Annotated in this window: 36 protein-coding genes; 5 read left to right on the forward strand and 31 right to left on the reverse strand. The window is 43.1% G+C overall.

Going from position 1 to position 23,056, the window contains the following annotated elements:
- The first annotated feature begins 166 nt into the window (after window positions 1–166).
- The 5 genes from HZC12_05960 to HZC12_05980 all read left to right on the forward strand — a co-directional run bounded on the left by HZC12_05960 (window position 167) and on the right by HZC12_05980 (window position 8,457).
- A complete protein-coding gene (locus HZC12_05960; protein MBI5026261.1) occupies window positions 167–346 on the forward strand; it encodes a hypothetical protein in 180 nt (59 codons plus the stop codon).
- A 321-nt stretch (window positions 347–667) separates the two neighbouring features.
- Window positions 668–1,534 (forward strand): phosphate/phosphite/phosphonate ABC transporter substrate-binding protein, encoded by an 867-nt coding sequence (locus tag HZC12_05965; protein MBI5026262.1) that lies wholly within the window; start codon window positions 668–670, stop codon window positions 1,532–1,534.
- 134 nt (window positions 1,535–1,668) lie between these two features.
- Window positions 1,669–3,579 carry a methyl-accepting chemotaxis protein gene (locus tag HZC12_05970; protein MBI5026263.1) on the forward strand — a complete coding sequence of 637 codons (1,911 nt, stop codon included), beginning with the start codon at window positions 1,669–1,671 and terminating at the stop codon, window positions 3,577–3,579.
- Window positions 3,580–3,762: 183 nt separating this feature from the next.
- The gene (locus HZC12_05975; GenBank protein MBI5026264.1) at window positions 3,763–7,290 is read left to right on the forward strand and encodes a DNA polymerase III subunit alpha; all 3,528 of its coding nucleotides are present in this window, start codon (window positions 3,763–3,765) and stop codon (window positions 7,288–7,290) included.
- Window positions 7,291–7,479: 189 nt separating this feature from the next.
- On the forward strand, window positions 7,480–8,457 hold the full coding sequence (locus tag HZC12_05980; GenBank protein MBI5026265.1) for an acetyl-CoA carboxylase carboxyltransferase subunit alpha: 978 nt from the start codon (window positions 7,480–7,482) through the stop codon (window positions 8,455–8,457).
- 1 nt (window position 8,458) lies between these two features.
- Here the strand turns inward: HZC12_05980 and rplQ are convergent, their stop codons facing one another.
- From rplQ to tuf, 31 genes are all read right to left on the reverse strand, one after another.
- A complete protein-coding gene (rplQ, locus tag HZC12_05985) occupies window positions 8,459–8,887 on the reverse strand; it encodes a 50S ribosomal protein L17 (protein ID MBI5026266.1) in 429 nt (142 codons plus the stop codon).
- A gap of 1 nt (window position 8,888) precedes the next feature.
- Entirely contained in the window at window positions 8,889–9,908 is a 1,020-nt protein-coding gene (locus tag HZC12_05990) for a DNA-directed RNA polymerase subunit alpha (GenBank protein ID MBI5026267.1), read from the reverse strand.
- 25 nt (window positions 9,909–9,933) lie between these two features.
- Window positions 9,934–10,560 (reverse strand): 30S ribosomal protein S4, encoded by a 627-nt coding sequence (gene rpsD, locus HZC12_05995; protein MBI5026268.1) that lies wholly within the window; start codon window positions 10,558–10,560, stop codon window positions 9,934–9,936.
- A gap of 1 nt (window position 10,561) precedes the next feature.
- Window positions 10,562–10,948, reverse strand: coding sequence for a 30S ribosomal protein S11 (gene rpsK, locus HZC12_06000; GenBank protein ID MBI5026269.1), 387 nt, complete (start codon window positions 10,946–10,948; stop codon window positions 10,562–10,564).
- On the reverse strand, window positions 10,948–11,322 hold the full coding sequence (rpsM, locus tag HZC12_06005; protein MBI5026270.1) for a 30S ribosomal protein S13: 375 nt from the start codon (window positions 11,320–11,322) through the stop codon (window positions 10,948–10,950). Before rpsM ends, rpsK begins: the two co-directional genes overlap by 1 nt.
- Before the next feature lie 47 nt (window positions 11,323–11,369).
- Window positions 11,370–11,483, reverse strand: a complete 114-nt coding sequence (rpmJ, locus tag HZC12_06010) for a 50S ribosomal protein L36 (GenBank protein MBI5026271.1) — start codon at window positions 11,481–11,483, stop codon at window positions 11,370–11,372.
- 8 nt (window positions 11,484–11,491) lie between these two features.
- Window positions 11,492–11,710, reverse strand: coding sequence for a translation initiation factor IF-1 (gene infA, locus HZC12_06015; GenBank protein ID MBI5026272.1), 219 nt, complete (start codon window positions 11,708–11,710; stop codon window positions 11,492–11,494).
- A gap of 27 nt (window positions 11,711–11,737) precedes the next feature.
- Window positions 11,738–12,484 (reverse strand): type I methionyl aminopeptidase, encoded by a 747-nt coding sequence (map, locus tag HZC12_06020; GenBank protein ID MBI5026273.1) that lies wholly within the window; start codon window positions 12,482–12,484, stop codon window positions 11,738–11,740.
- Between the two features lie 78 nt (window positions 12,485–12,562).
- Entirely contained in the window at window positions 12,563–13,870 is a 1,308-nt protein-coding gene (gene secY, locus HZC12_06025; GenBank protein MBI5026274.1) for a preprotein translocase subunit SecY, read from the reverse strand.
- A gap of 78 nt (window positions 13,871–13,948) precedes the next feature.
- The gene (gene rplO / locus HZC12_06030) at window positions 13,949–14,404 is read right to left on the reverse strand and encodes a 50S ribosomal protein L15 (protein ID MBI5026275.1); all 456 of its coding nucleotides are present in this window, start codon (window positions 14,402–14,404) and stop codon (window positions 13,949–13,951) included.
- Between the two features lie 4 nt (window positions 14,405–14,408).
- Window positions 14,409–14,600 (reverse strand): 50S ribosomal protein L30, encoded by a 192-nt coding sequence (gene rpmD / locus HZC12_06035; protein MBI5026276.1) that lies wholly within the window; start codon window positions 14,598–14,600, stop codon window positions 14,409–14,411.
- On the reverse strand, window positions 14,575–15,102 hold the full coding sequence (gene rpsE / locus HZC12_06040) for a 30S ribosomal protein S5 (GenBank protein ID MBI5026277.1): 528 nt from the start codon (window positions 15,100–15,102) through the stop codon (window positions 14,575–14,577). Before rpsE ends, rpmD begins: the two co-directional genes overlap by 26 nt.
- Window positions 15,103–15,117: 15 nt before the next feature.
- Window positions 15,118–15,483: a 50S ribosomal protein L18 gene (locus HZC12_06045; GenBank protein ID MBI5026278.1), complete on the reverse strand. Its 366-nt coding sequence runs from the start codon at window positions 15,481–15,483 to the stop codon at window positions 15,118–15,120.
- An 8-nt stretch (window positions 15,484–15,491) separates the two neighbouring features.
- Window positions 15,492–16,031: a 50S ribosomal protein L6 gene (gene rplF, locus HZC12_06050; protein ID MBI5026279.1), complete on the reverse strand. Its 540-nt coding sequence runs from the start codon at window positions 16,029–16,031 to the stop codon at window positions 15,492–15,494.
- 116 nt (window positions 16,032–16,147) lie between these two features.
- Complete coding sequence (gene rpsH, locus HZC12_06055; protein MBI5026280.1) at window positions 16,148–16,546, reverse strand: 30S ribosomal protein S8; 399 nt, start codon at window positions 16,544–16,546, stop codon at window positions 16,148–16,150.
- Between the two features lie 9 nt (window positions 16,547–16,555).
- The gene (locus HZC12_06060) at window positions 16,556–16,741 is read right to left on the reverse strand and encodes a type Z 30S ribosomal protein S14 (protein MBI5026281.1); all 186 of its coding nucleotides are present in this window, start codon (window positions 16,739–16,741) and stop codon (window positions 16,556–16,558) included.
- Window positions 16,742–16,751: 10 nt separating this feature from the next.
- Window positions 16,752–17,297: a 50S ribosomal protein L5 gene (rplE, locus tag HZC12_06065; protein MBI5026282.1), complete on the reverse strand. Its 546-nt coding sequence runs from the start codon at window positions 17,295–17,297 to the stop codon at window positions 16,752–16,754.
- Complete coding sequence (locus HZC12_06070) at window positions 17,297–17,611, reverse strand: 50S ribosomal protein L24 (protein ID MBI5026283.1); 315 nt, start codon at window positions 17,609–17,611, stop codon at window positions 17,297–17,299. The genes rplE and HZC12_06070 overlap by 1 nt, the downstream gene beginning before the upstream one ends.
- Before the next feature lie 31 nt (window positions 17,612–17,642).
- Window positions 17,643–18,011 carry a 50S ribosomal protein L14 gene (gene rplN / locus HZC12_06075; GenBank protein MBI5026284.1) on the reverse strand — a complete coding sequence of 123 codons (369 nt, stop codon included), beginning with the start codon at window positions 18,009–18,011 and terminating at the stop codon, window positions 17,643–17,645.
- Window positions 18,008–18,277 (reverse strand): 30S ribosomal protein S17, encoded by a 270-nt coding sequence (gene rpsQ, locus HZC12_06080; GenBank protein MBI5026285.1) that lies wholly within the window; start codon window positions 18,275–18,277, stop codon window positions 18,008–18,010. Before rpsQ ends, rplN begins: the two co-directional genes overlap by 4 nt.
- A complete protein-coding gene (rpmC, locus tag HZC12_06085; protein MBI5026286.1) occupies window positions 18,270–18,461 on the reverse strand; it encodes a 50S ribosomal protein L29 in 192 nt (63 codons plus the stop codon). The genes rpsQ and rpmC overlap by 8 nt, the downstream gene beginning before the upstream one ends.
- Complete coding sequence (gene rplP, locus HZC12_06090; protein MBI5026287.1) at window positions 18,458–18,877, reverse strand: 50S ribosomal protein L16; 420 nt, start codon at window positions 18,875–18,877, stop codon at window positions 18,458–18,460. The genes rpmC and rplP overlap by 4 nt, the downstream gene beginning before the upstream one ends.
- A gap of 12 nt (window positions 18,878–18,889) precedes the next feature.
- Entirely contained in the window at window positions 18,890–19,543 is a 654-nt protein-coding gene (gene rpsC, locus HZC12_06095) for a 30S ribosomal protein S3 (protein ID MBI5026288.1), read from the reverse strand.
- Window positions 19,544–19,616: 73 nt separating this feature from the next.
- On the reverse strand, window positions 19,617–19,973 hold the full coding sequence (rplV, locus tag HZC12_06100; GenBank protein MBI5026289.1) for a 50S ribosomal protein L22: 357 nt from the start codon (window positions 19,971–19,973) through the stop codon (window positions 19,617–19,619).
- 2 nt (window positions 19,974–19,975) lie between these two features.
- On the reverse strand, window positions 19,976–20,260 hold the full coding sequence (gene rpsS, locus HZC12_06105; GenBank protein MBI5026290.1) for a 30S ribosomal protein S19: 285 nt from the start codon (window positions 20,258–20,260) through the stop codon (window positions 19,976–19,978).
- 19 nt (window positions 20,261–20,279) lie between these two features.
- Window positions 20,280–21,098, reverse strand: coding sequence for a 50S ribosomal protein L2 (gene rplB, locus HZC12_06110; GenBank protein ID MBI5026291.1), 819 nt, complete (start codon window positions 21,096–21,098; stop codon window positions 20,280–20,282).
- Complete coding sequence (locus HZC12_06115) at window positions 21,099–21,389, reverse strand: 50S ribosomal protein L23 (protein ID MBI5026292.1); 291 nt, start codon at window positions 21,387–21,389, stop codon at window positions 21,099–21,101.
- On the reverse strand, window positions 21,386–22,012 hold the full coding sequence (rplD, locus tag HZC12_06120) for a 50S ribosomal protein L4 (GenBank protein ID MBI5026293.1): 627 nt from the start codon (window positions 22,010–22,012) through the stop codon (window positions 21,386–21,388). Before rplD ends, HZC12_06115 begins: the two co-directional genes overlap by 4 nt.
- The gene (gene rplC, locus HZC12_06125; protein MBI5026294.1) at window positions 21,990–22,532 is read right to left on the reverse strand and encodes a 50S ribosomal protein L3; all 543 of its coding nucleotides are present in this window, start codon (window positions 22,530–22,532) and stop codon (window positions 21,990–21,992) included. The genes rplD and rplC overlap by 23 nt, the downstream gene beginning before the upstream one ends.
- Window positions 22,529–22,834, reverse strand: a complete 306-nt coding sequence (gene rpsJ / locus HZC12_06130) for a 30S ribosomal protein S10 (GenBank protein MBI5026295.1) — start codon at window positions 22,832–22,834, stop codon at window positions 22,529–22,531. Before rpsJ ends, rplC begins: the two co-directional genes overlap by 4 nt.
- A gap of 71 nt (window positions 22,835–22,905) precedes the next feature.
- The coding region (tuf, locus tag HZC12_06135; protein ID MBI5026296.1) for an elongation factor Tu at window positions 22,906–23,056 on the reverse strand (151 nt) is incomplete at its 5' end.

A 23,056-nucleotide genomic window follows, 5' to 3' on the forward strand; every position in this document is an offset into this window, starting at 1 on the left:
AGAGACCATGAAAGCGTTATATCCCGATGATTGTTCGGATATAAAAAATGTTCGCCAGCGAAAGGGTGAATTCTTAGAGAGGGTTAAAGAGGAGTTGACAGCCATAGCAACCAATATACAAAAATGATAAAATAACAATAGGTTGAAACAAAAGGAGGTACTAAGAATGGAAACATTAAAGCAAGAGGCAATCAAAGCCATCTCCAAATTGCCTGAATCAGCAAATATTGACGATTTAATGTATGAGCTTTATATTATTGATAAGGTCAAAAAAGGCAGAGAGGCAGTCGAACGTGGAGATTCAATTTCTATTGAAGATTTAAAGAAAGAAATGCAATCGTGGTAAAGTGGGCACGGCCTGCTAAACTCGACTTAAAACAGGTTCATGATTACATTATTGAGCCTGCCGAAATAACATCGGCTTGACTATTATCAAACTAAGGGTTTCCCGATAAAGTCGGGACAAAATTGAACCCGCAAGGGCAGAGAGAATTCTTCTATCTTAGGCATACAATATGCCAGTGAGCTGTTCCCCCTTTGTTAAGTTTTGTAAATTTTCTTGACAGGACAAATTTCTATCTCTATAGTTTAATCTTAGAGGAAGAAATTAGTAGTTTTTATGTAATAGGCGCTGATGTATTTACAAACCCTTAAAAAGGAGGTCTCTATGAGAAAACGTCTAACATTTAAAATTTGTTTAGCGGTTCTATTCATTTTTAACTATCTTAGTACAAATACTGCACTGGCTGAAGATGTGATAAAGATGGGTATATTCCCGAGAAAACCTACACTTGAAACTATGAAGGCATATGAACCTCTGGCAAAATATCTGTCTTCTAAAATCGGGAAAAAGGTGGAACTGGTGGTGTCTAAGGATTTTGAAACCTTCTGGATAGGGGTAAAAAATAGAGAATACGGCCTTGTTCATTATAACCAGTATCATTACATAAAGAGCCATAAAGAGCTCGGGTATAATGTGATTCTCATGAATGAAGAATTCGGCTCTTCTAAGGTTAATGCAGCAATAATTGTTAGAAAAGACAGCGGTATTAACAAGGTCTCGGATTTAAAAGGGAAGAAGATTTTGTTTGGCGGCGGCAAGCAGGCCATGCAGTCGTATATAGGCGCCGCTTATACCTTAAAGCAGAACGGACTAAAAAAGGGTGACTATGTAGAAGAATTTGCTACAAATCCACCGAATGTGGTCTTTGCAGTCTATAATAAGATGGCTGATGCAGGTGGTATAGGTGAAGTGGTTTTGCATCTTCCAATGGTTAAAGAGAGAGTGGATGTTGAAAAGCTGAAGGTATTGGCAAAGGGAGATGACCTTCCCATGCTCTGCTGGGCAGTTAAAAAGGAGATGAATAAAGAGCTCGTGGAAAAGATCCAGAAGGCTATGATGGAACTTAAAAATGACGAGGCTGGCAGAAAAATACTAAAGGATGCTGAAGCAACAGCCTTTGTCCCTGCTACAGATAAGGACTACGATATTGTCCGCAGGGTAGTAAAAGAAGCGATAAATGAGAGTTATTAATTTCAGTGCCAGTAAAGACTGTTCACTGATATTGGTACAAACGCAAATTTATATTTATAAAATCTCCCCTCGCCCCTCTTTTCCAAAGAGGGGTTCGCAAATTCACCCTTTGAAAGGGGGCTACTTCAACAGGTATGTTTAAATTTAAGAAAATTGGCATAAAAATAATAATTATTGTTGCAGTGGCAATTTTTTTAATGATGTCTGCAATTGCCACAAGGGTTGTTATATCAGAGAAAAAAGCCTTTACAGCCGACCTTACAAATAAAGGAGAAAGCCTTGCAAAATTTATGGCAAAGGTGGCTCCTGCCTCAATCCTGACATACGATGTATCAATGCTGGACAGCTATGTAAAGGAGCTGACCAAGGACAGGGAAGTCCTTTATTCTGTTATCCTGAATAAGAATGGAGATTTTCTTTCTGCGCATTTAGATAAAGAAAAAAAACTGATTGCAGGTTTAAAAGATAAAAAAGATGATGATATGAAGAACCTTATAAAAGAGATCGGTGCAAAGAAAAATGTGATTGAAATAGAACAGCCAATAATTTATCAGAATGAGACAATAGGAACTGTAAGGATTGGTTTAACAAAACAGATATTGAATCAGAAAATAAGGGAGCAGATTCTGGCAATAATTATTGTTAGTCTCGTCGGGATTATCCTGGCAATAGCAGCTATTGCGATATATGTAACAAAAGGAGTGGCTACGCCACTTAACAGGGATGTTTCTTTTGCCCGTGCAGTAGCTTCAGGAGACATGACCCAGAGGCTTGGTATAAAAACCGATGATGAATTAGGCACCCTCGGTGAGGCATTGAATAAAATGGTTGATGACCTGAAAGGGATAATTGTCAAGATAAAAACCTCTTCGACAAACGCAACTGCCACCTCTAACCAATTAGCTGATACATCAAAAAAGCTTTTTAATGGCGCCAATATCCAGATGGAATCGGTGGAGGCCACCTCTGCCTCCATCAACCAGATGAATTCTTCCACAAAAGGGGTAGCTGATGCTGCAGAAGACCTGTCCAGGTCTGCTAACGAAAGTTCTTCAGCCATCCTCGAGATGACCACATCCATAAACCAGATTGCAGATAGCACCAGCACACTCTCCTCACTGGTTGAAACCTCCTCCTCTTCTATCGAGGAGATGTCAGCCTCTATGAAAGAGATAGCTGAAAATGTAATCGTCCTCTCCACTGCTGCAGAAGAGACAGCCTCTGCCGTCAATGAGATCACTACCACCATAAAAGCGATAGAGGCCAATGCTGATACATCAGCAGCACTATCAGAAAACGTAAAAAGAGATGCCTCAGAACTGGGGATGAAGGCCATAGAAAAGACAATGGCTGGGATGGAGAGGATAATGAAATCTGTAGAGGCCACAGGTCAGACAATCAACAGACTGGGAGAAAGGTCCCAGCAGATTGAAAAAATACTCACGGTTATAGATGAAGTAACAGACCAGACAACACTCCTTGCCCTCAATGCAGCCATCCTCGCTGCACAGGCAGGGGAACATGGAAAAGGCTTTGCAGTAGTAGCGGATGAGATAAAAGACCTGGCAGAAAGGACTGCAGCCTCCACAAAAGAGATTGCCCAGATGATTGCATCAATACAGAATGAGGTAGGAGAATCTGTTACAGCCATAAAAGAAGGCTCAAAAAGCGCCATAGAGGGGATGCAACTGTCTAAAGAGGCAAAGGATGCACTGAATAAAATCCTTGAGGGAGCAGACAAGTCAGCGCAGATGACACTGGAAATAAAAAGGACGACACAAGAGCAGACAAAAGGGGCCAGTCAGGTTAATGAGCTGGTGCAGACAACCACACAGATGGTCAAAGATATTGCCCGTTCCACGCAGGAGCAGAGGAAAGGTTCAGAGCAGATAATGGAAGCAGTTGAGAGGATGAGGGATGTTGCAAGGCAGGTGCAGCAATCAATCATCGAACAAACAAAGGGGGTACAGTTGAGAACGTCAACCATAAAGTTCAATCGATCGCCAGGGCCACCAGGGAACAACAGGCAGGCAGTGAACAGATAGTTAAGGCAGTAGAGACGATCAGGGATATCACCCGGCAAAACATTGACCTCTCCTCAGCGGTCAATGAGGCTGTTGAGACCCTCGTCAAACAGTCTAATCTTTTGAAGGAGGAAGTAAAGAGATTTATAGTGTGAAGCCAGTATTGTCATTTGACTATCCTTCTGAGATGTTTTAAAATTTACCATGCATTCCGATTATGTCCCGCTTCATCTCCATACACAGCATAGCCTTCTTGATGGGGCCATCAGGGTTGAAGAACTCATAATAAAGGCCCAGGAATACAAGCTCCCTGCTATAGCAATTACAGATCACGGGAACTTGTTTGGTGCTGTAAATTTCTATAAAACAGTATCGAAAGCCGGGATAAAACCTATAATAGGGTGTGAGGTTTATGTTGCTCCAAAAAGCCGCTTTGACAGGGGCCTTAACGGTATTTCAGAGGCATCCTTTCACTTAATACTGCTCTGCAAAGATACCCACGGATATAAAAATCTCATGACCCTTGTTAGTAAAGCATATCTCGAAGGCTTTTATTACAGGCCAAGAATCGATAAAGACCTCTTAACTCAATACAGCGGAGGGCTCATTGGCCTGTCGTCCTGCCTTAAAGGTGAAATCCCATATCTTCTCTCAAAGGGCATGTTAGATGAGGCGAGGGAGGCTGCCCTCAGTTACAAGCGTATCCTTGGGGCAGAAAATTTTTACCTCGAAATTCAGGCCAATGGACTGCCAGAGCAGGAAAAAGTGAACAGTCAGCTTATTGCTCTGGGCCGTGAGCTACACATAGGGCTTGTGGCTACAAATGACTGCCATTACCTGAACAGAGAAGACGCTAAGGCTCATGATATCCTCCTGTGCATCCAGACAGGTAAGACACTTAAGGACACAGACAGGATGAAATTTACCGGAGAGGGTTTTTATTTTAAAAGCCCAGAGGAGATGAAAACAGCATTTAAGGACATACCTGAGGCTATCGAGAATACAAAAAAGATCGCAGAAAGGTGCAATCTCGACATTAAATTTAGTGAATTTCATCTACCAAAATATGAGTTGAATGATTCGAACTATTCGAACGATCTAAACGGTTATTTAAGAAAGGTAGCAGAGGATGGGCTTGAGAAGAAATTGATCGAAGATTCGCCGTGGCGAAAAGGCCAGATCCCTGAACAATATATAGAAAGGTTAAACAGCGAGTTGAAGATGATAGAGACCATGGGCTTTTCCTCTTATTTCCTCATAGTCTGGGATTTTATAAGGTATGCAAAGGCCAAAGGTGTACCTGTAGGACCTGGCAGGGGCTCGGCTGCAGGGAGCCTTGTTGCCTATTGCCTTGATATCACCGAGATCGACCCGATCAAATATGGCCTCCTCTTTGAAAGGTTCTTAAATCCTGAGAGAATAAGCATGCCTGATATAGACGTTGATTTCTGTATGGACAGACGTCCTGAGGTTATAGAGTATGTAGCCGAGCGCTACGGAAAAGACCGCGTAGCCCAGATTATAACCTTTGGCACCATGCAGGCAAGGGCAGCCATAAGGGATGCTGGAAGGGCCATGGACATCCCTTATGCAGAGGTGGATAGAGTCGCAAAACTTATACCAAATATCCCCGGCATAACCTTAAAGGATGCCCTCACAATAGATTCACCGTTAAAGGAATTATATGAAGAAAACAGCAAGATCAGGGAGATGATTGATATTGCACAGAGGCTTGAGGGGCTTACAAGACACGCATCAACCCATGCAGCAGGTATTGTAATATCCCCGGAGCCACTTACAGAGTTTTCGCCCCTTTATAAGGCGCCAAATGATGCAGTCATAACAACCCAGTACGAGATGGCGGCTATTGAGTCTCTCGGACTTCTAAAGTTTGATTTCCTGGGGCTTAAGACCCTGACAGTAATTGACAAAACCGAGAAACATGCAAATAAAACATCGAAGACAACTCTACACGAGGATTTTGAACCTTTTCGAACAAAGAATATTCCTCTCAATGACAGAGAAACCTTTGATCTTCTAAGTTCTGGCCGGACAACCGGAATATTCCAGCTTGAAAGTTCAGGTATGAGGGAGCTTCTTGTAAGGCTCCGGCCTGAGGCATTTGAGGACCTCATTGCCCTCGTTGCTCTTTACAGGCCAGGCCCCCTCGGAAGCGGGATGGTGGAGGATTTTATTAAGAGGAAAAGGGGACACATCCCGATAAAATATGCGCTGCCACAGCTTGAAGAAATACTACAAGAGACCTATGGTGTAATTCTCTATCAGGAACAGGTAATGAGGATAGCGAACAAGCTAGCCAATTTTACCATGGGCCAGGCTGATATTTTAAGAAAAGCTATGGGTAAAAAGATGCCTGAAGAAATGGAAAAACTCAAAAAAACCTTTATACAGGGGGCAAAAAACAATAAAATCCCCGAGAAAAAAGCAGAAAAAATATTTGACCTCATGGCCTTCTTTGCAGAATATGGATTTAACAAATCCCATTCGGCTGCCTACGCCCTTATAGCCTATCAAACAGCTTATTTAAAAACCCATTTGCCGGTTGAATTCATGGCAGCATTACTGAGCTCAGACATGGATAATACATCCAAGGTCGTAACCTATATAAATGACTGCAAAGAGATGGGTATAAAAATCCTGCCACCGGATATTAATGAGAGCGAACGGGAGTTTAAGGTTATGGGTAATTCCATCCGCTTTGGCCTTGAGGCTGTGAAAGGCGTTGGTGGCTCTGCAATAGAGGCCATAATAGAGGCAAGAACTGCAGGGACTTTCACATCCTTTATGAATTTTTGCACAAAGGTCGATAGCAGACGGGTCAACAAAAAAGTTATTGAAAGCCTGATAAAAGCAGGAGCCTTTGATTCCACAGGCAGGAGGTCCCAGTTAATGGCTGCCCTTGACTCTACCCTGGACAGTGCAGCTAAGGCACAGAAGGCAAAAAACTCAGGACAGGGGATTATCTTTGAAACTCAACATACCGGAGGGGAAACCCTTCCGGACATTGAAGAGTGGGAAAGATCCGAACTCTTAAGGATGGAAAAGGAAGCCATCGGATTTTATATCACAGGACATCCGCTGGATAAATATAAAGAAAAGCTTGAGCAATCCTCTGTAACGCCGAGTTGTGATCTGCAAGAACTGCAGGACAAAGAAGAGGTGACACTGGGAGGTATCATAATAAGGGTGAAGCAAATACAGAGTAAGAAAAGAGACATCATGGCATACCTAACAGTGGAAGACCTCTATGGAATAACAGAGGTTATAGTCTTTCCTGACCTTTACAGGGAATCATCGGGCATTATTTCTGAGGACACACCGATAATCATATCAGGACAGATTGATAAAACAGACAAAGGCCTAAAGGTAATCGCAAAAAAAATATCCAGCCTCGAAAGCAGCATGCTTCGGCCTCGCCCCATCCTCGCCCGGCGAAGCGGGGCAGGCTCCCCGATGGAATCAGGGGACAGGCAGAAAACAGAAATCAAGAAACTGACACTGACACTAACCACTGACACTAATACGGAAAATCTCATAAGGCTTAAGGAAATAATCCTTAGATACAGTGGTAACTGCCCTGTATATTTAAGGATTACCTCCCCCAACCACTGGGAAACCATTGCATCTACTGCATTAGGTGTAGCGCCATCTAAAGAAATGGTCATGGAAGTAGAAAACCTCATGGGTAAGGGAACGGTAGTTGTGAGTTAAAAGTTTACAGGCTGTTGAAAAACTCTAAAATGACCATAAGTGTCATTCCCGCATGTTTTTAGCGGGAATCCAGAGTCTTGTAAATTCAAGAGATTCTGGATTCCTGCTTTCGCAGGAATGACAAACTAAGCATGAATAAATACTTTTTCAACAGCCTGTTTAGAGTTAAAAAAACCAAGAGGAGCAATCATGCATTATTATCTCGATTTTGAAAAACCAGTTGCTGAGCTTGAAAAAAAGATTGAGGAATTAAGACGCCTTGCAGACGGCAAAGACATGGATATTGCCTCTGAAATAAAAAGACTGGAAAAAAAGGCCAAAGACCTGCGTGCCGACGTTTTTTCAAAACTAACCCCATGGCAGAAAACCATGATTGCAAGACATCCTGAGAGGCCCTATACGCTCGATTACACAGGCTTTTTTATGGAAGATTTCATTGAGCTTCATGGTGACCGGCGGTTTGCCGATGACCCGGCTATCATAGGAGGGTTTGCAAAATTTCATGGCATGCCGATAGCAGTCATTGGCCACCAGAAAGGCAGAGGCACAAAGGAAAGGATATGGAGAAATTTTGGCCAGCCCCACCCTGAGGGCTATAGAAAGGCCCTGAGGATTATGAAACTTGCTGAGAGATTTGGCAGGCCAATTATTACCTTTATAGACACCCCAGGGGCATATCCTGGTATCGGGGCTGAGGAAAGAGGGCAGGGAGAAGCAATAGCCACAAACCTTTTTGAAATGTCCATGCTCAAAACTCCCATAATATCTGTAATAATCGGTGAAGGGGGAAGTGGAGGCGCATTAGCCCTCGGATGTGGTGACAGGATACTAATGATGGAACATTCAATTTATTCAGTAATCTCGCCCGAAGGTTGCGCTGCAATACTCTGGAAAAAGAATGGCGCAGAGGTCGGACAGGAAGAATACGAAAAAGCCTCGGAAGCCCTAAAACTCACAGCGCAGGATCTATTCGATCTGGGTGTTATTGACGAAATAATTCCAGAACCAGTTGGAGGTGCACACAGAGCTCCAGTAGAGGCTGCTACTGCCCTCGGTAAGGCAATAAAAAAGCATCTTACTGAGATATTAAAAAAACCAGCAGATGTCCTTTTAGGAGAGCGATATAAAAAATTCAGACTGTTTGGTTCATTAAAAAGTGAGGTTTAAACTAAGATTTGGCTACTTCTCGGCTGCGAGTCGCAACGACTTTTTTCTTCTTTTCTTCTTTCTCTGTTTTCTCTTTTCTCAGGCTTTCGTAATCAACAAATTCAAGAATAGCCATGGATGAACCGTCACCGGGCCTAACCCTGCTCTTTAAAACCCTTAGATAGCCACCATTTCTTTGTTTTAGTTTGGGCATGATTTCATCAAAGAGTTTCGACACTACATCTTTATTAGACAGGCAGGAAAGGGCCAGCCTCCTTGAATGGAGATCTCCTGTCCTGGCAAGAGTTATTATATGTTCAGCCATCTTCTTGGCCTCTTTTGCTTTAGCGAGGGTCGTCTCTATTCTCTGGTGCTCAAAAAGGGCAATCACAAGTCCCCTTAAAAGCGCCTTCCTTTGATTTGTATTTCTTCCGAAACCTCTTCCTGCCACCCTATGACGCATTTATTGTTTCCTTCTGAGCAGCAGTCTTATACAGGTCTAAATCTATGCGCATACCAAAATGCAATCCCATTATATGAAGAATCTCTTTGATTTCATTCAGGGATTTCCTTCCAAAATTCTTGGTCTTGAGCATCTCCTGTTCTGTTTTCTGGACAAGGTCAGCTATTGTCTTTATATTGGCATTTTTAAGACAGTTAAAGGAACGAACTGAAAGCTCCATCTCATCAACACTTTTAAGGAGGTTTTCATTAAAGACAGGGGTATTGCTGCCAGCCGTCTCCATAGCTGCTTCCTCTTTCAATAATTCATCTTCCTCCATTGAAAAAAGGGATAAATGCCCGATCATAATATTTGCTGCCTGTGAGACTGCCTTTTGTGGTGTAATGCTCCCGTCAGTCCATATCTCCATAATAAGCCTGTCATAATCTGTTGCTTGCCCGACCCTTGCACCTTCAATCCAGAAATTGACTTTTTTTACAGGAGTAAAAATAGAGTCTACTGCTATCATGCCTATAGGCAGCCCTTCTTCTTTGTTCCTTTCTGCCGGGACATAGCCTCTGCCCTTTTTTACTGTCATCTCGAGTTCAAATTTTGCACCTTTATCGAGAGTGGCTATATGCTGCTTGGGGGTAAGAACCTCCACCTGCGCTCCTGCAATTATATCTTTCCCTTTTACTTCCCCGGCTCCTGCTGCCTTTACTGCAACAGTTTTTTCGCTATCTCCATGAAGTCTGAATTTCAACTGTTTGATGTTGAGTATAATATCAACTACGTCCTCTTTCATGCCAGGGATTGTAGAGAATTCATGGAGTACACCGGGAATTCTGATTGCAGTTACAGCAGCCCCCTCTAAGGACGAAAGCAGAACCCTTCTTAAGGAACTCCCGAGGGTAATACCAAACCCTTTTTCAAAGGGCTCAGCATAAAGCTTTCCATATGTGCTGGTAAGACTCTCTTCCTCAAAGTAAACCTTTTCAGGCAATTGAAAACCCTTTTTCTTCAGGTCCATTAAGGCCTCCTCTTTTACCTTCTATTTATCTTGAATATAATTCAACTATTAACTGTTCCTGGACAGGAATAGGTATCTCGTCTCTCGAAGGGACGTGCAAGACTTTCCCTTTAAAGTTACTGGCATCCAGCTCTATCCATGCTGGAATACCTTTATGTTCCACCTTTGAAAGATTTTCCTTTATCCCTTCGAGTGCCCTGCTTGTTTCCTTAAGTTCAACGACATCCCCAGGCCGAACCAGGTAAGATGGTATATTTACCTTTCTTCCATTTACAACAAAATGGCCATGAGTTACCATCTGGCGTGCCTGTCTTCTATTGGAGGCAAATCCAAGGCGGTAAACCACATTATCAAGCCTGCGTTCTAATAACTGAAGGAGATTTGCTCCGGTAACACCTCTCATCTTTTCGGCCATATAAAAATATCGCTTGAACTGACCTTCAAGAATACTATAACTTCTTCTTAATTTTTGTTTCTCCCTGAGTTGCAGCCCGTAATCTGACAGTTTTCCTCTCTTCTGCCCGTGGAGCCCAGGCGCATACTTTCTTCTCTCAATGCTACATTTATCGGTATAGCATCTGTCGCCCTTAAGAAAGAGTTTTTCTCCCTCTCTCCTGCATAACCTGCATAAAGCACCCGTGTACCTTGCCACTTTATACCCTCCTCCTCTTTGGAGGTCTGCTGCCATTATGAGGCACTGGAGTGACATCCTTTATGAGATTTATCTCTAAGCCCGCTGACTGAAGGGCCCTTATAGCAGATTCCCTTCCACTGCCAGGGCCTTTAACATATACATCTATCTGTCGCATGCCTAAATCAATAGCCTTTTTAGCGGCTGTCTCAGACGCTATCTGTGCAGCATAAGGGGTCCCTTTTCTGGATCCTTTAAAGCCCTGGGAGCCAGATGACGACCAGGCAACTACATTGCCGTTCTGGTCAGTAATGGTAATTATAGTGTTATTGAATGAAGCCTGTATGTAAGCAGCCCCTGCTTGTATTATCTTTCTCTCCTTCTTTGCCCCCTTTTTTCTTTGAGCCATTAAACCTCCTTTTTCTTTGCACCAACAGTACGTCTCGACCCTTTGCGGGTCCTCGCATTAGTCCGAGTCCTCTGCCCTCTTACCGGTAATCTGGCTTTATGCCTGAGCCCCCTGTAACATCCAATATCCATCAGCCTTTTTATGTTCATGGAAACCTCGCGCTTGAGGTCTCCTTCAACCCTGTATTCCCTGTCAATAACTCCCCTTATTTTGACGACCTCGTCATCTGTAAGGTCTTTAACCCTCTTGTCTGGATTGACACCCGTGTCCTTTAATATCTTCTGAGAAGAAGACCTCCCGATACCATAAATCCTGGTGAGACCTATTTCTACTCTCTCGTTCCTTGGTAAATCAACCCCTACAATCCTTGCCATATTCTACCCTCGATTTTGCATTTTTAATTTTGCATTTTGCATTTGCTTTATCCCTGCCTCTGTTTATGCCTCGGGTTACTGCATACAATGCGCGTAACGCCTTTTCTCTTTATAATTTTACACTTATCGCACATGAGTTTAACTGATGATCGCACTTTCATTTTTACCCCTATTTAAATCTATAAGTTATCCGCCCCTTTGTAAGGTCGTAGGGGGAGAGCTCTACGGTAACCTTATCTCCAGGTAAGATTTTTATAAAATGCATTCGCATCTTGCCCGACACATATGCAAGAATCCTCTGTCCATTCTCCAATTCCACTCTAAACATAGCATTGGGCAGGTTCTCAATTATGGTTCCCTGTACCTCTATTACGTCTTCTTTAGGCATTCTCAAAACTATAATTATAGTTATTTTTCATATCTTAGTCAAGATAAGAGGGCCATTATTGGTAATAGCCACTGTATGCTCAAAATGGGCCGAAAGACTCCCATCCTTTGTCACTGCAGTCCAGCCATCATTTAGGATGACTACCTCCCATCCACCAGCATTTATCATAGGCTCAATTGCTAAAGTCATCCCCTCCACAAGCCTTGGACCCTCCCCCGGAGGGCCAAAATTTGGCACTTGCGGATCTTCATGTAACTGTCTTCCTATGCCATGCCCGACAAAATTCCTGACTACCGAAAAACCATTCTTCTCTGCGTGACTTTGAATGGTATAGGAAATGTCTGAAACTCTGTACCCGACCCTGGCCTTTTCTATACCAAGGCAAAGTGCCTCCTCGGTAACAGTAAGCAGCCTCATGGCTGTTGAGCTTATTCTACCCACAGGTAGAGTCATCGCCGCGTCCCCATAAAATCCTTTATAATAGACACCAATGTCCAGGCTCGCTACATCTCCCTCTTTCAACTTTACTAACCCAGGAACTCCATGTATGACCTGCTCATTTATTGATACACACAGGGCTGCTGGATAACCTCTATAACCCTTAAATGCAGGGGTTGCCCCCTTAGACCGAATAAAGGCCTCAGCAAACCTGTCAAGCTCGGCGGTGGTAATACCGGGAGCTATTAGTTCCTTTGTACCAGCCAGGGTTTCGGCCACAATACGGCAGGCCTCAGCCATTTTTTCAATTTCTTCCCTGGACTTAAGTACTATCACAGTGTTAGCGAACAGTGAACAGCAACGGTGAACAATAAAAACTAACACTGATTACAGACACCGACTTTACAGTCACAATCAACTTCTTCTCCCCCGTATCCTGCCCTTTTTGAGAAATCCCTCATAGGAACGTGTAATAAGGTGAGATTCAATCTGGGAAATTGTATCAAGTGCAACACCTACAACTATAAGCAGAGATGTGCCTCCAAAATAAAAAGGCACATTGAAGCTACTCATAAGAAATTCCGGCATGACACAAACTACAGATAGATATACAGCGCCGCCAAATGTGATTCTGGAAAGGACCCTGTATATATAATCAGATGTCTTTTGCCCGGGCCTTACACCAGGGATAAACCCCCCATACTTTTTAAGGTTATCCGCAATATCAACCGGGTTAAAAATTATAGCCGTATAAAAATAACAGAAGAAAAAAATCATACTGACATAGAGTATTGTGTAAAACCACGTGCCGGGGGAAAACTGTTTTGCAACAGACTGAACCCACGGGACTGCCATAAAACCAGCAATGGTCGCAGGAAACATAATTATAGACGATGCAAAAATCGGTGGTATGACTCCTGATGTGTTTATCTTCAAAGGTAGATGTGTGCTCTGCCCCCCATAAATTTTTCTCCCGACAACACGCTTTGCGTACTGAATCGGAATCTTCCTCTGACCTCTTTCAATAAATATAATAACGCCGACAACTACAACCATTACCACAATAAGAACAAGAATAAAAAGCAATGGGAGCTCCCCTGCCTGTATGAGTCTTACCGTACTTATAATAGCATTCGGCAGAGACGCTACTATGCCTGCAAAGATTATAAGGGAAATTCCATTGCCAATACCCCTTTCTGTAATCTGCTCTCCAAGCCACATTATAAATGCAGTGCCTGATGTGAGGGTAATCATCGTCATAAGCCTGAAGGACCAGCCAGGGTTCTGCACAAAAGCACCCTCACCCATCCCCTCTATACCTGCGGCTATTCCAAAGGACTGGATAGCGCTGATTACAACTGTCCCGTATCTCGTATATTGGACGATCTTTTTTCTGCCCCTCTCGCCTTCCTTGGCAAGTTTTCCAAGCGTTGGTATTACAACTGTGAGAAGCTGCAAAATAATGGAGGCGCTTATATAGGGCATTATCCCCAGAGCAAAAATGGTAAGCCTTGAAAGGGCACCTCCTGTGAACATGTCGAAAAACCCCATAAGGGCCCCTCCTTTGGCTGTAAGAAACTTGCTGAGCTCTTCGCCATTTATTCCTGGCGTAGGAATATGTGCCCCTATCCTGTACACAGCAAGGAGGGCAAGGGTAAATAAAACCCTGCTTTTTAATTCCGGAATTTTGAAAATGTTTTGAAAGCTCGAAAGAATTCCCATAGGTTTAATCTCTTAATGGAGCACTTCCATGAAGTGCTACCATTAACAGGCTAAGTTTAAGGCTAAGGTTTACCACTTCTACCTTTCACCTTGAGTTATAATCTCCACTTTACCACCTGCCTGAAGTATCTTTTCTTTTGCAGAAGCACTAATGGCATGTGCCCTAAGGGTAACTGGTCTTTTAATCTCTCCTTCTCCAAGGATTTTAACCCCATTTCTTATATCCTTAATAATACCCTTTTCAAGGATAAGCTCGGGGGTTATTAGAGATTCTGAAAAGGTATCAATGGTTTTAAGGTTTACTACATTATATCCGGGTTTCGCAAAAATGTTTTTAAAGCCATGTTTGGGCAGTCTCCGCTGCAAAGGTGTCTGACCACCCTCAAAACCAGGCCCCGTAGTCCCGCCAGACCTGGCCTTCTGTCCTTTATGTCCCTTGCACGAAGTCTTTCCGTGGCCCGAGCCATAACCTCTCCCCACCCTCTTAGGCTTCTTTCTGCTACCCTTGCTGGGTTTTAAATCTTCTATCTTCATACAATCACACTATCCCTTCTCCCTCATCTATTTCTAACAGATGAGGCACCTTTTGAATCATACCACGAATAACAGGGGTATCCTCTTTCATTACAGTATGACCTATCCTTCTCAAGCCCAGAGATTTTATTATTTTCCTCTGCTTCTCAGGTCTGCCTATAAGACTTCTTTTAAGGGTTATCCTGAGCACCTTCATCTCCAGGCTGGACCTCTTCCTCGGCTTTGCCCCTTATCTTTATCACTCCCTCTGGATCCTTCAACTTTATAAGGCCATCCAGGGCAGCCCTGATTGTATTAAAAGGATTATGACTCCCTAAAGACTTCGTAACTATATTATGAATACCTGCTACCTCCATTAACGCCCTCACTGCTCCACCAGCAATAAGCCCGGTACCTCTCGGAGACGGCTTCATTACAACTCTCCCTGAGCCATATTCACCAACTATCTGGTGGGGTATTGTGCCATCTTTTACAGGCACCTTTATAAGGCTTTTCTTCGCCTGCTCTATCGCTTTTCTGATGGCCTCTGGGACTTCCCCTGCCTTACCTTTCCCCATACCAACATGGCCGTTGCCATCACCTACAACAACAAGGGCACTGAAGGAAAAACGCCTTCCGCCTTTAACAACCTTAGCGACCCTGTTTATATAAACAACCTTGTCTTTCAGGCTAAGACTTTCGGGATCAATTCTTCCCACATAACCTCCTCTGCTTTAAAATTCTAACCCTTCTTTTCTGGCTGCATCTGCCAGTGCCTTTACTCTACCATGATAAAGATAGCCACCCCTGTCAAAAACCACTGTTTTCAACCCTTTATCTATTGCCCTCTTTGCTATAATTTCTCCCACTTTTTTGGCAGACTCAACATTGCCACCTGTTTTAAGTTTACCTTTGAGTTCTTTATCCAGGGTTGAAGTTGAAGTAAGGGTATTACCGGTTGTGTCATCAACTAATTGAACATATATATGTTTGAGACTTTTAAAGACACTAAGCCGTGGTTTTAAAGCCGTGCCGAAAACCTTTTTTCTTATTCTCTTATGCCTTCTTCCCCTCGCAAGTTCTTTAGCCGCTATCACTATTGTCTCTCCTATTTTTTCCCAGCTTTTCCAACCTTAAGCTTGATTTTTTCTCCAGCGTATCTTACACCTTTGCCTTTATATATATCAGGGGCTCTCAATGCCCTGAGGTCTGCAGCTACCTGTCCGACTAATTGCTTATCAATACCCTTCAGAGTAATCTGGGTTTGCTTGGGGTCAATCGCAGCCTGTATGCCCTCAGGGAGGTTAAACTCTATGGGGTGCGAATACCCGAGAGACAAAACTATCTTTCTTCCCTGTAACTGTGCCCTATAACCCACACCTGAAATTTCAAGAATCCTTTCATACCCTGTGGTCACGCCGGCAACCATGTTCATAATAAGATTCCTTGTTAAGCCGTGTAAAGCCTTAGACCCACCTTCAGAGGGCCTCTCTACCAAAAGCCTGCCATCGTCAACGTGTATCTTCATGTCAGCAGGAAAATCCCATCTGAGTTCTCCTTTTGGGCCCTTGACAGTTATGATGTTTCCGCTTATCTTAATATCAACGCCCTTGGGTAAATTTATTGGTTTTCTCCCTATCCTCGACATTATCCACCCCTACATAAGTTGAAAGTTAAAAGTTAAAAGTTAAGAGTTAAAAAAAGAAATAAAGTTTTTAACTTTTCACTTTTCACTTTCAACTCTTAACTCTTAACTCTTTTGTTTTACCATACAAAGCAAAGGACTTCCCCGCCAACACCTTCACGCCTGCATGCCCTGTCAGAGAGAATCCCTTTTGAGGTCGATAATATCGCAATACCAATACCGCCCATCACCTTCGGGATTTTCTCCTTGTTTACATAAACCCTTCTGCTGGACTTGCTAATTCTTTTAAGCCCCGATATAACCCTTTCTTCATCAGGCGTGTATTTCAAAGATACCCTGAGAATGCCCTGTTTTTTATCTTTAAGTACTTTATAGCCCTTAATGAGTCCCTCTTCTTTTAGAACTTTTATTATTTCGAGTTTTAACTTTGAAGCAGGGATATCAACCTTTTCAGTTTTAATCATGTTGGCATTTCTTATTCTTGTAAGCATGTCTGCAATTGGGTCAGTCATCATAATATTGAACCTCTACCAGCTTGATTTTGTCACTCCAGGAATCTGCCCCTTAAGAGACAGTGCCCTGAAACATATCCTGCACATACCAAATTTTCTTAAATAACCTCTCGGCCTGCCACAGATACGGCATCTGTTATATGCCCTTACTTTAAACTTTGGTGCATGCTTTACTTTTTCCATTAGACACTTTTTTGCCATAAATCTCCCATTACTTCTCACCTCTGAAAGGCATTCCTAAATGCCTGAGAAGGGCCTTGCCTTCATCGTTGGCTTTAGCTGTTGTAACAATTATTATATCCATGCCGTGAACGCTTTCCACCTTATCGTAATCTATCTCAGGGAAGATAAATTGCTCCTTCACGCCTAAAGCATAGTTGCCCCTGCCATCAAAATTTTTTGCTGAAAGCCCTTTAAAATCCCTGATTCTCGGCAGCGCAAGACTTATAAATCTATCGAGGAATTCATACATCCTGTCACCCCTGAGGGTAACCATGCATCCAACCGGCATCCCTTTACGAAGCTTGAAACCGGCTATGGATTTTTTCGCTTTTGTTATTACAGGCATCTGCCCTGTTATAACCGCCAATTCTTTTACTGCAGCATCAAGGAGCTTTATATTCTGAATAGCTTCACCAAGGCCAACATTTAATACGACCTTCTCCACCCTGGGAACCTGCATCGAATTTTCATATGAAAACTCTTTCATGAGTTCAGGGACAACACGTTTTTTATACCTCTCCTTCAGCCTTACCATTAACGGTCAATGACCTCCTTGCACTTTTTGCAGACCCTGACCTTTTTATTACCTCCGAGAAAGCTCTGCTCGATTCGCGTGGGTTTTTCACATTTTGGACAAATAAGCATAACATTGGACCTATGGATAGGGGCTTCCTTTTCTATAATCCCACCCTGTGCATAACGTTTGCTCGGCTTCATGTGTTTTTTAATAATGTTTAACTTTTCAACAAGAAGACTTTCTTTGTCAGGATACACAGAGAGCACCCTGCCCCTCCTGCCTTTTTCTTTGCCAGCAATAACTATAACTGTATCATTCTTCTTGAGACCCAGACTCATAACTCACTCCGTAAGAATTCAAAATTTAAAGAACCTCGGGGGCTAATGAAATTATTTTCATAAACCCTTTCCATCTCAGCTCCCTTGCCACAGGGCCAAATATCCTTGTACCGATTGGTTCACCCTGGGGACTTATAAGGACAACTGCATTCTGGTCAAACCTGATATAAGAACCATCAGGCCTTCTGGTTTCCTTCTTTGTTCTGACCACAACTGCTTTTGCAACAGCTCCCTTTTTTATATTGCCATCTGGTAAGGCCTCTTTGACGCTTACTACAACAACATCTCCAATCCCTGCATATTTACGGTGAAAACCTCCCAGCGCTTTAATGCACTGCACCTTTTTAGCTCCTGAATTATCTGCTACATCTAAGATGCTCCGTAGTTGTATCATGGCTTTACCTGTCCGATAGAGGACCCTTCGGACTTAAGTATCTTTAAGACAACCCATCTCTTTTCCTTACTAATAGGTCTTGTCTCAATAATTTCAACTTTATCTCCAACCTTACATTTGTTTTCTTCATCGTGGGCCTTAAACTTTGTAATCTTCTTTATTGTCTTTTTATAAGTCGAATCCTGGACTAATCTCTTGACGGCTACAACGACTGTTTTATCCATTTTGTCGCTTATAACTTCACCTGTGTAAATTTTTCTACGCATTCTCTTTTTCCCTTATAATTGTCAGAGTTCTCGCAATGTCTTTCTTCACCTGTCTTATCCTCATGGGATTCTCAATTTCACCTGTAGCCTTCTGAAATCTCAGATTAAATAATTCTTTCTTGAGGTCATCTTCTTTCCTCCTGAGTTCATCAATGCTTAACGCCCTGAGTTCCGGAGGTTTCATATCAGTTCTTCCCCCCTCCTTACAAACCTGGTTGCAACTGGAAGTTTATGGGAGGCAAGTCTTAAAGCCTCCCTGGCCACATCCTCGGTAACGCCTGACATCTCATAAATTATCCTGCCAGGTTTTACTACAGATACCCAGTATTCGGGAGAACCCTTCCCCTTTCCCATTCTTGTTTCAGCCGGTTTTTTTGTTATTGGCTTATCCGGAAACACCCTTACCCAGACCTTGCAACCCCTTTTTACGTATCTCGTCATGGCTACTCGAGCTGCCTCGATCTGCCTGCCTGAAATCCAGCCTGGTTCAAGGGATTTGAGTCCATACTCTCCAAAAGATATATCAGAACCCCTGTATGCCTTTCCATGCATACGGCCTTTCTGCATTTTTCTAAACTTTACTTTCTTGGGCATTAACATAAGGCTTTTCTCCTAAGCAGTTCCTTCCTTTGGACTTCCTTCTGAAAGGACTTCGCCTCTATAGATCCAGACCTTAATACCTATAGCACCATAGGTTGTCCTTGCCTCAGTAAATCCAAATTCTATATCAGCCCTGAATGTATGAAGGGGAACCCTTCCCTCTCTGTACCATTCAGACCTTGCTATTTCAGCACCAGCAAGCCGGCCATTGCAGGCAACCTTTATACCGTGAGCCCCAAAACGCATGGCTGACGCAACTGCCTTTTTCATTGCCCTTCTGAAGGCAACTCTCTTTTCAAGCTGCAGGGCGATATTCTCTGCCACAAGCTGGGCATCAATCTCAGGCTTTCTTATTTCCTTTATATCAATACTGACCTGTCTTGCTGTCATGGCTTCAAGATCTTTCCTTAATTTGTCAACCTCAGCACCCTTTTTACCAATAATAATGCCTGGCCTTGCAGTGTGTATTATTATCCTCGCCTTCTGCCCGGCCCTTTCTATCTCTACCCTGGGGACACCAGCGTGAAAAAGCTTCTCTTTAATAAGTTTTCGCATTGCCAGATCCTCATGGAGAAGTTCAACGTATCCTTTTTTTGCAAACCATCTCGAGTCCCAGGTTTTTATTATCCCTAATCTGTTTCCGATGGGATGTGTCTTATGTCCCAAAACTACCTCCTATGAATCAGTTAAAAGTTTAGAGTTAGGAGTTAAGAGTTAAAAATGGCATAACTTTTCACTTTCAACTTTTAACTTTCAACTTCTCACTTTCTTCTAACACTAATGTTATATGACTCATCTTTTTCTTTATTATATTAGCCCTGCCCATAGCGCGGGGCATAACCCTCTTCATTGAGGGCCCCTGATCAACATATGCCTTTACTATCCTCATTGCATCGGGGTCCTGAACTTTTTTCTGCTCAGCATTGGCCATAGCAGACTTTAAAACCTTAGCGACTGTCCTGGCAGAACGATGGGGCATAAACTTTAGAGTCTGAATTGCCTCCCCTGCCTTTTTCCCCTTTATTAAATCAATAACCCTTCTCACTTTCCTCGGGGCAATTATTGCATATCTTAACACTGCCTTAGATTCCGCCATGTTTAACCTTTAACCGACGTCGTCTTTTCAGAGCCAGAATGACTCTTAAAGGTTCTTGTAGGTGAAAATTCTCCAAGTTTATGGCCAACCATGTTTTCAGTTATGTAAACAGGGATAAATTTTCTGCCATTATGTACAGCTACAGTACAGCCTATAAATTCTGGCAGTATGGTAGACCTTCTCGACCAGGTTTTGATTACCCTCTTCTCTCCTGATGCACTCATCATCTGCATCTGTTTGAGAAGTTTTGAATCCACAAAAGGCCCTTTTTTTAATGATCTCGGCAAAACAAATTCCTCCTTAAAGCTACTTCCTTCGTTTTATGATAAACCTATCAGTCCTCTTATTTTTTCTTGTCTTTACGCCCTCCGGCTTACCCCACGGAGAAACAGGGGGTCTGCCACCAGAGCTTTTACCTTCACCGCCACCCAGGGGGTGATCTATTGGATTCATGGCAACTCCTCTCACAATAGGTCTTTTCCCAAGCCAGCGTCTTCTGCCTGCCTTTCCAATGGATATATTTTCCCGATCCACATTGCCGACCTGCCCTATTGTAGCCATGCACCCTGAAGAGACTAATCTAACCTCCCCTGAAGAAAGCCTCACATGACAAATGTCCCCCTCTTTTGCAAGAAGCTGAGCATAAGCTCCTGCGCTCCTTGCAAGTTTGCCACCCTGACCAGGCCAGAGCTCAATATTATGAATTACTGTACCGAGTGGTATAGCCTTCATCGGCAGGGTATTGCCTGCTTTTATATCCGCTCCTTCACCTGATAATAAAGAATCTCCGACACTGATGCCCAGTGGCGCAAGTATATACCTTTTCTCGCCATCCGCATATTTAAGCAGCGCAATCCTTGTAGACCTGTTAGGGTCATACTGTATAGATTCTACAATGGCTGGTATGCCAACCTTGTCCCTCTTGAAATCAATAATCCTGTATGCCCTTTTATGCCCCCCACCTCTGTGCCAGACTGTAACACAGCCTGTGTTATTTCTACCCCCGCTGCTTTTTAATGGCCTTAGAAGGGGCTTATACGGCTTTTTCTCTGTCAGGTCAGAAAAATCTGAACTGCTTTTAAATCTCTGGCCAGGTGATGTTGGTTTGTATAGTTTTATTGCCATTTACACACCCTCAAGAAAGTCTAATTTTTCACCCTTTTTCAGGGTTACTATAGCCTTTTTCCAATCAGGCCTTTTACCTTCATGCTTTCCAAGACGTTTTTTCTTACCCATGCAATTGATAGTTGCAACCCTATCTACCTTTACTTTAAAAGTTTCTTCCACCGCTTTCTTAATCTCCATCTTATTGGCGTCTCTTGCCACTTTAAAAAGAACCTTATTGTCCGCCTCTTTGAGTTTATTGCCCTTTTCTGTAAGAAGAGGTTTAACAAGGATATCGTAATATTTTCTCATCCTATATAAACCTCCATCATCTTCTCTACTGCCCCTTTAGTCAAAAGGAGCCTGCTGTGAGTCAATATGCCGTAAGGATTTAATTCCTCAACCCTCTCTATTTTCACATCAGGGATGTTTCTGGCAGCAAGTTCAAGAGCTCTATCCTTTTCTGGTATTACAATTAAAATTGAGCCTGTCAGCCCAAGACTGTTCAATATTGAGATTAGCCTTTTTGTCTTCGGTTCTGGCATGGATAAATCCTCTACTACAGTGACCTCTCCGTCTGAAAACTTAGCAGATAGGGCTGAATTAAGGGCAATCCACCTGACTTTCTTGGGTAGTTTGTAGGAATAAGCTCTCGGCTGAGGGCCAAAAACAATACCCCCACCCCTCCATATGGGAGAGCGGTTGCTGCCTGCCCTTGCCCTGCCTGTACCTTTCTGTTTCCACGGTTTTTTCCCTCCACCGCTCACAAGCCCTTTTGTTTTGGTCGAAGCAGTCCCCTGCCTCTGATTTGCAAGGTAATTTCGCACAACTTCATGCAGCATATCTTTTCTAACCTCTGCAGAAAAGATATCCTGGGGCAAATCTATTTTGCCCACAGGCTTATTTTCCTTATTAAGCAGCGCTATCTCCGGCATCAATCAACCTTCCGGTCACTCTTTCATTTCCCATATGGCCTGGCAAACCTGTATTTTTCCACACCCTCGATGGGAAAGAGCTTTGCCCTATAGAACCAGGTGCCCTGTTAAACATTGAACCATGCGAGCCAGGCCCGCCATGATAGTGGTGTCTCTTCATAACACCCTGAAAACCCTTTCCTTTCGACATCCCTGTCACTGAAACCCTGTCACCCTTTCCAAAAATATCAACCTTTATATCATCCCCTACCTTAAAGCCGGTTGACACTTTTACTTCTCTGAGTAACCGATAAGGTGGGAGGGATGCCTTCTTGAAGTGTCCAAGACGGCCCTTAGGTACCTTCTTTTCTTTTCTAATTTCGTCAAAACCAAGCTGGATAGCTTCATAGCCATCCCTTTCATCAGTCTTTACCTGAACCACTTTACATGGCCCTGCCTCTATAACAGTAACAGGTACAATGCGCCCATCTTCGTTAAAAATCTGGGTCATGCCCAATTTCTTTCCTAAAATGCCTGTCATAACTTTATCTCCACATCAACTCCTGCAGCAAGATCCAGTTTCATCAACGCATCAACAGTCTGGGGCGTTGGGTCCAGTATATCTATCAATCTCTTGTGAGTTCTTATCTCAAACTGTTCTCTTGATTTTTTATCAACATGCGGAGACCTGAGGACAGTAATCTTATGAATCCTGGTCGGCAGGGGTATAGGACCGGATATTTTTGCCCCTGTCCTTTTAGCAGTATCAACAATTTCCAGGACAGACTGATCCAACACCCTGTGATCATAAGACCTTAGCTTTATCCTTATCTTTTGATTCATAGTCTTTAGTTGTCAGGGATCAGGGTTCAGTTGTCAGCCTGAAAACTGTCAACTGATAACTGACACCTGCCTTATTCAATTACCTCAGTTACGACTCCTGCCCCTACTGTCCTGCCACCCTCTCTTATGGCAAATCTCAATTCCTTCTCCATTGCTATCGGCGTTATCAGCTCTACTACCAGGTTTGTGTTATCTCCTGGCATTACCATCTCCACTCCCTCA

This window comes from Nitrospirota bacterium, from assembly GCA_016214385.1.
Lineage (GTDB): Bacteria > Nitrospirota > Thermodesulfovibrionia > UBA6902 > JACROP01 > JACROP01.

Coding starts and splice junctions, on each gene's coding strand:
- rplP (MBI5026287.1), bottom strand. CDS start 18,877: ATGTTAATGCCCAAGAAAGTAAAGTTTAGAAAAATGCAGAAAGGCCGT.
- rplD (MBI5026293.1), bottom strand. CDS start 22,012: ATGCCGGAGATAGCGCTGCTTAATAAGGAAAATAAGCCTGTGGGCAAA.
- rplV (MBI5026289.1), bottom strand. CDS start 19,973: ATGGCGGAATCTAAGGCAGTGTTAAGATATGCAATAATTGCCCCGAGG.
- rplB (MBI5026291.1), bottom strand. CDS start 21,098: ATGGCAATAAAACTATACAAACCAACATCACCTGGCCAGAGATTTAAA.
- rpmC (MBI5026286.1), bottom strand. CDS start 18,461: ATGAAACCTCCGGAACTCAGGGCGTTAAGCATTGATGAACTCAGGAGG.
- HZC12_06060 (MBI5026281.1), bottom strand. CDS start 16,741: ATGGCAAAAAAGTGTCTAATGGAAAAAGTAAAGCATGCACCAAAGTTT.
- rpmD (MBI5026276.1), bottom strand. CDS start 14,600: ATGAAGGTGCTCAGGATAACCCTTAAAAGAAGTCTTATAGGCAGACCT.
- HZC12_06115 (MBI5026292.1), bottom strand. CDS start 21,389: ATGAGAAAATATTACGATATCCTTGTTAAACCTCTTCTTACAGAAAAG.
- HZC12_05960 (MBI5026261.1), top strand. CDS start 167: ATGGAAACATTAAAGCAAGAGGCAATCAAAGCCATCTCCAAATTGCCT.
- secY (MBI5026274.1), bottom strand. CDS start 13,870: ATGGGAATTCTTTCGAGCTTTCAAAACATTTTCAAAATTCCGGAATTA.
- HZC12_05970 (MBI5026263.1), top strand. CDS start 1,669: ATGTTTAAATTTAAGAAAATTGGCATAAAAATAATAATTATTGTTGCA.
- rpsM (MBI5026270.1), bottom strand. CDS start 11,322: ATGGCAAGGATTGTAGGGGTTGATTTACCAAGGAACGAGAGAGTAGAA.
- rplN (MBI5026284.1), bottom strand. CDS start 18,011: ATGATACAACTACGGAGCATCTTAGATGTAGCAGATAATTCAGGAGCT.
- rplF (MBI5026279.1), bottom strand. CDS start 16,031: ATGTCGAGGATAGGGAGAAAACCAATAAATTTACCCAAGGGCGTTGAT.
- HZC12_05980 (MBI5026265.1), top strand. CDS start 7,480: ATGCATTATTATCTCGATTTTGAAAAACCAGTTGCTGAGCTTGAAAAA.
- rpmJ (MBI5026271.1), bottom strand. CDS start 11,483: ATGAAAGTGCGATCATCAGTTAAACTCATGTGCGATAAGTGTAAAATT.
- rplE (MBI5026282.1), bottom strand. CDS start 17,297: ATGGTAAGGCTGAAGGAGAGGTATAAAAAACGTGTTGTCCCTGAACTC.
- rpsQ (MBI5026285.1), bottom strand. CDS start 18,277: ATGCGTAGAAAAATTTACACAGGTGAAGTTATAAGCGACAAAATGGAT.
- rpsK (MBI5026269.1), bottom strand. CDS start 10,948: ATGGCTCAAAGAAAAAAGGGGGCAAAGAAGGAGAGAAAGATAATACAA.
- rplC (MBI5026294.1), bottom strand. CDS start 22,532: ATGACAGGCATTTTAGGAAAGAAATTGGGCATGACCCAGATTTTTAAC.
- rplO (MBI5026275.1), bottom strand. CDS start 14,404: ATGAAGATAGAAGATTTAAAACCCAGCAAGGGTAGCAGAAAGAAGCCT.
- rpsJ (MBI5026295.1), bottom strand. CDS start 22,834: ATGAATCAAAAGATAAGGATAAAGCTAAGGTCTTATGATCACAGGGTG.
- HZC12_05975 (MBI5026264.1), top strand. CDS start 3,763: ATGCATTCCGATTATGTCCCGCTTCATCTCCATACACAGCATAGCCTT.
- infA (MBI5026272.1), bottom strand. CDS start 11,710: ATGCCTAAAGAAGACGTAATAGAGGTACAGGGAACCATAATTGAGAAC.
- HZC12_05965 (MBI5026262.1), top strand. CDS start 668: ATGAGAAAACGTCTAACATTTAAAATTTGTTTAGCGGTTCTATTCATT.
- HZC12_05990 (MBI5026267.1), bottom strand. CDS start 9,908: ATGGACCTGAAGAAAAAGGGTTTTCAATTGCCTGAAAAGGTTTACTTT.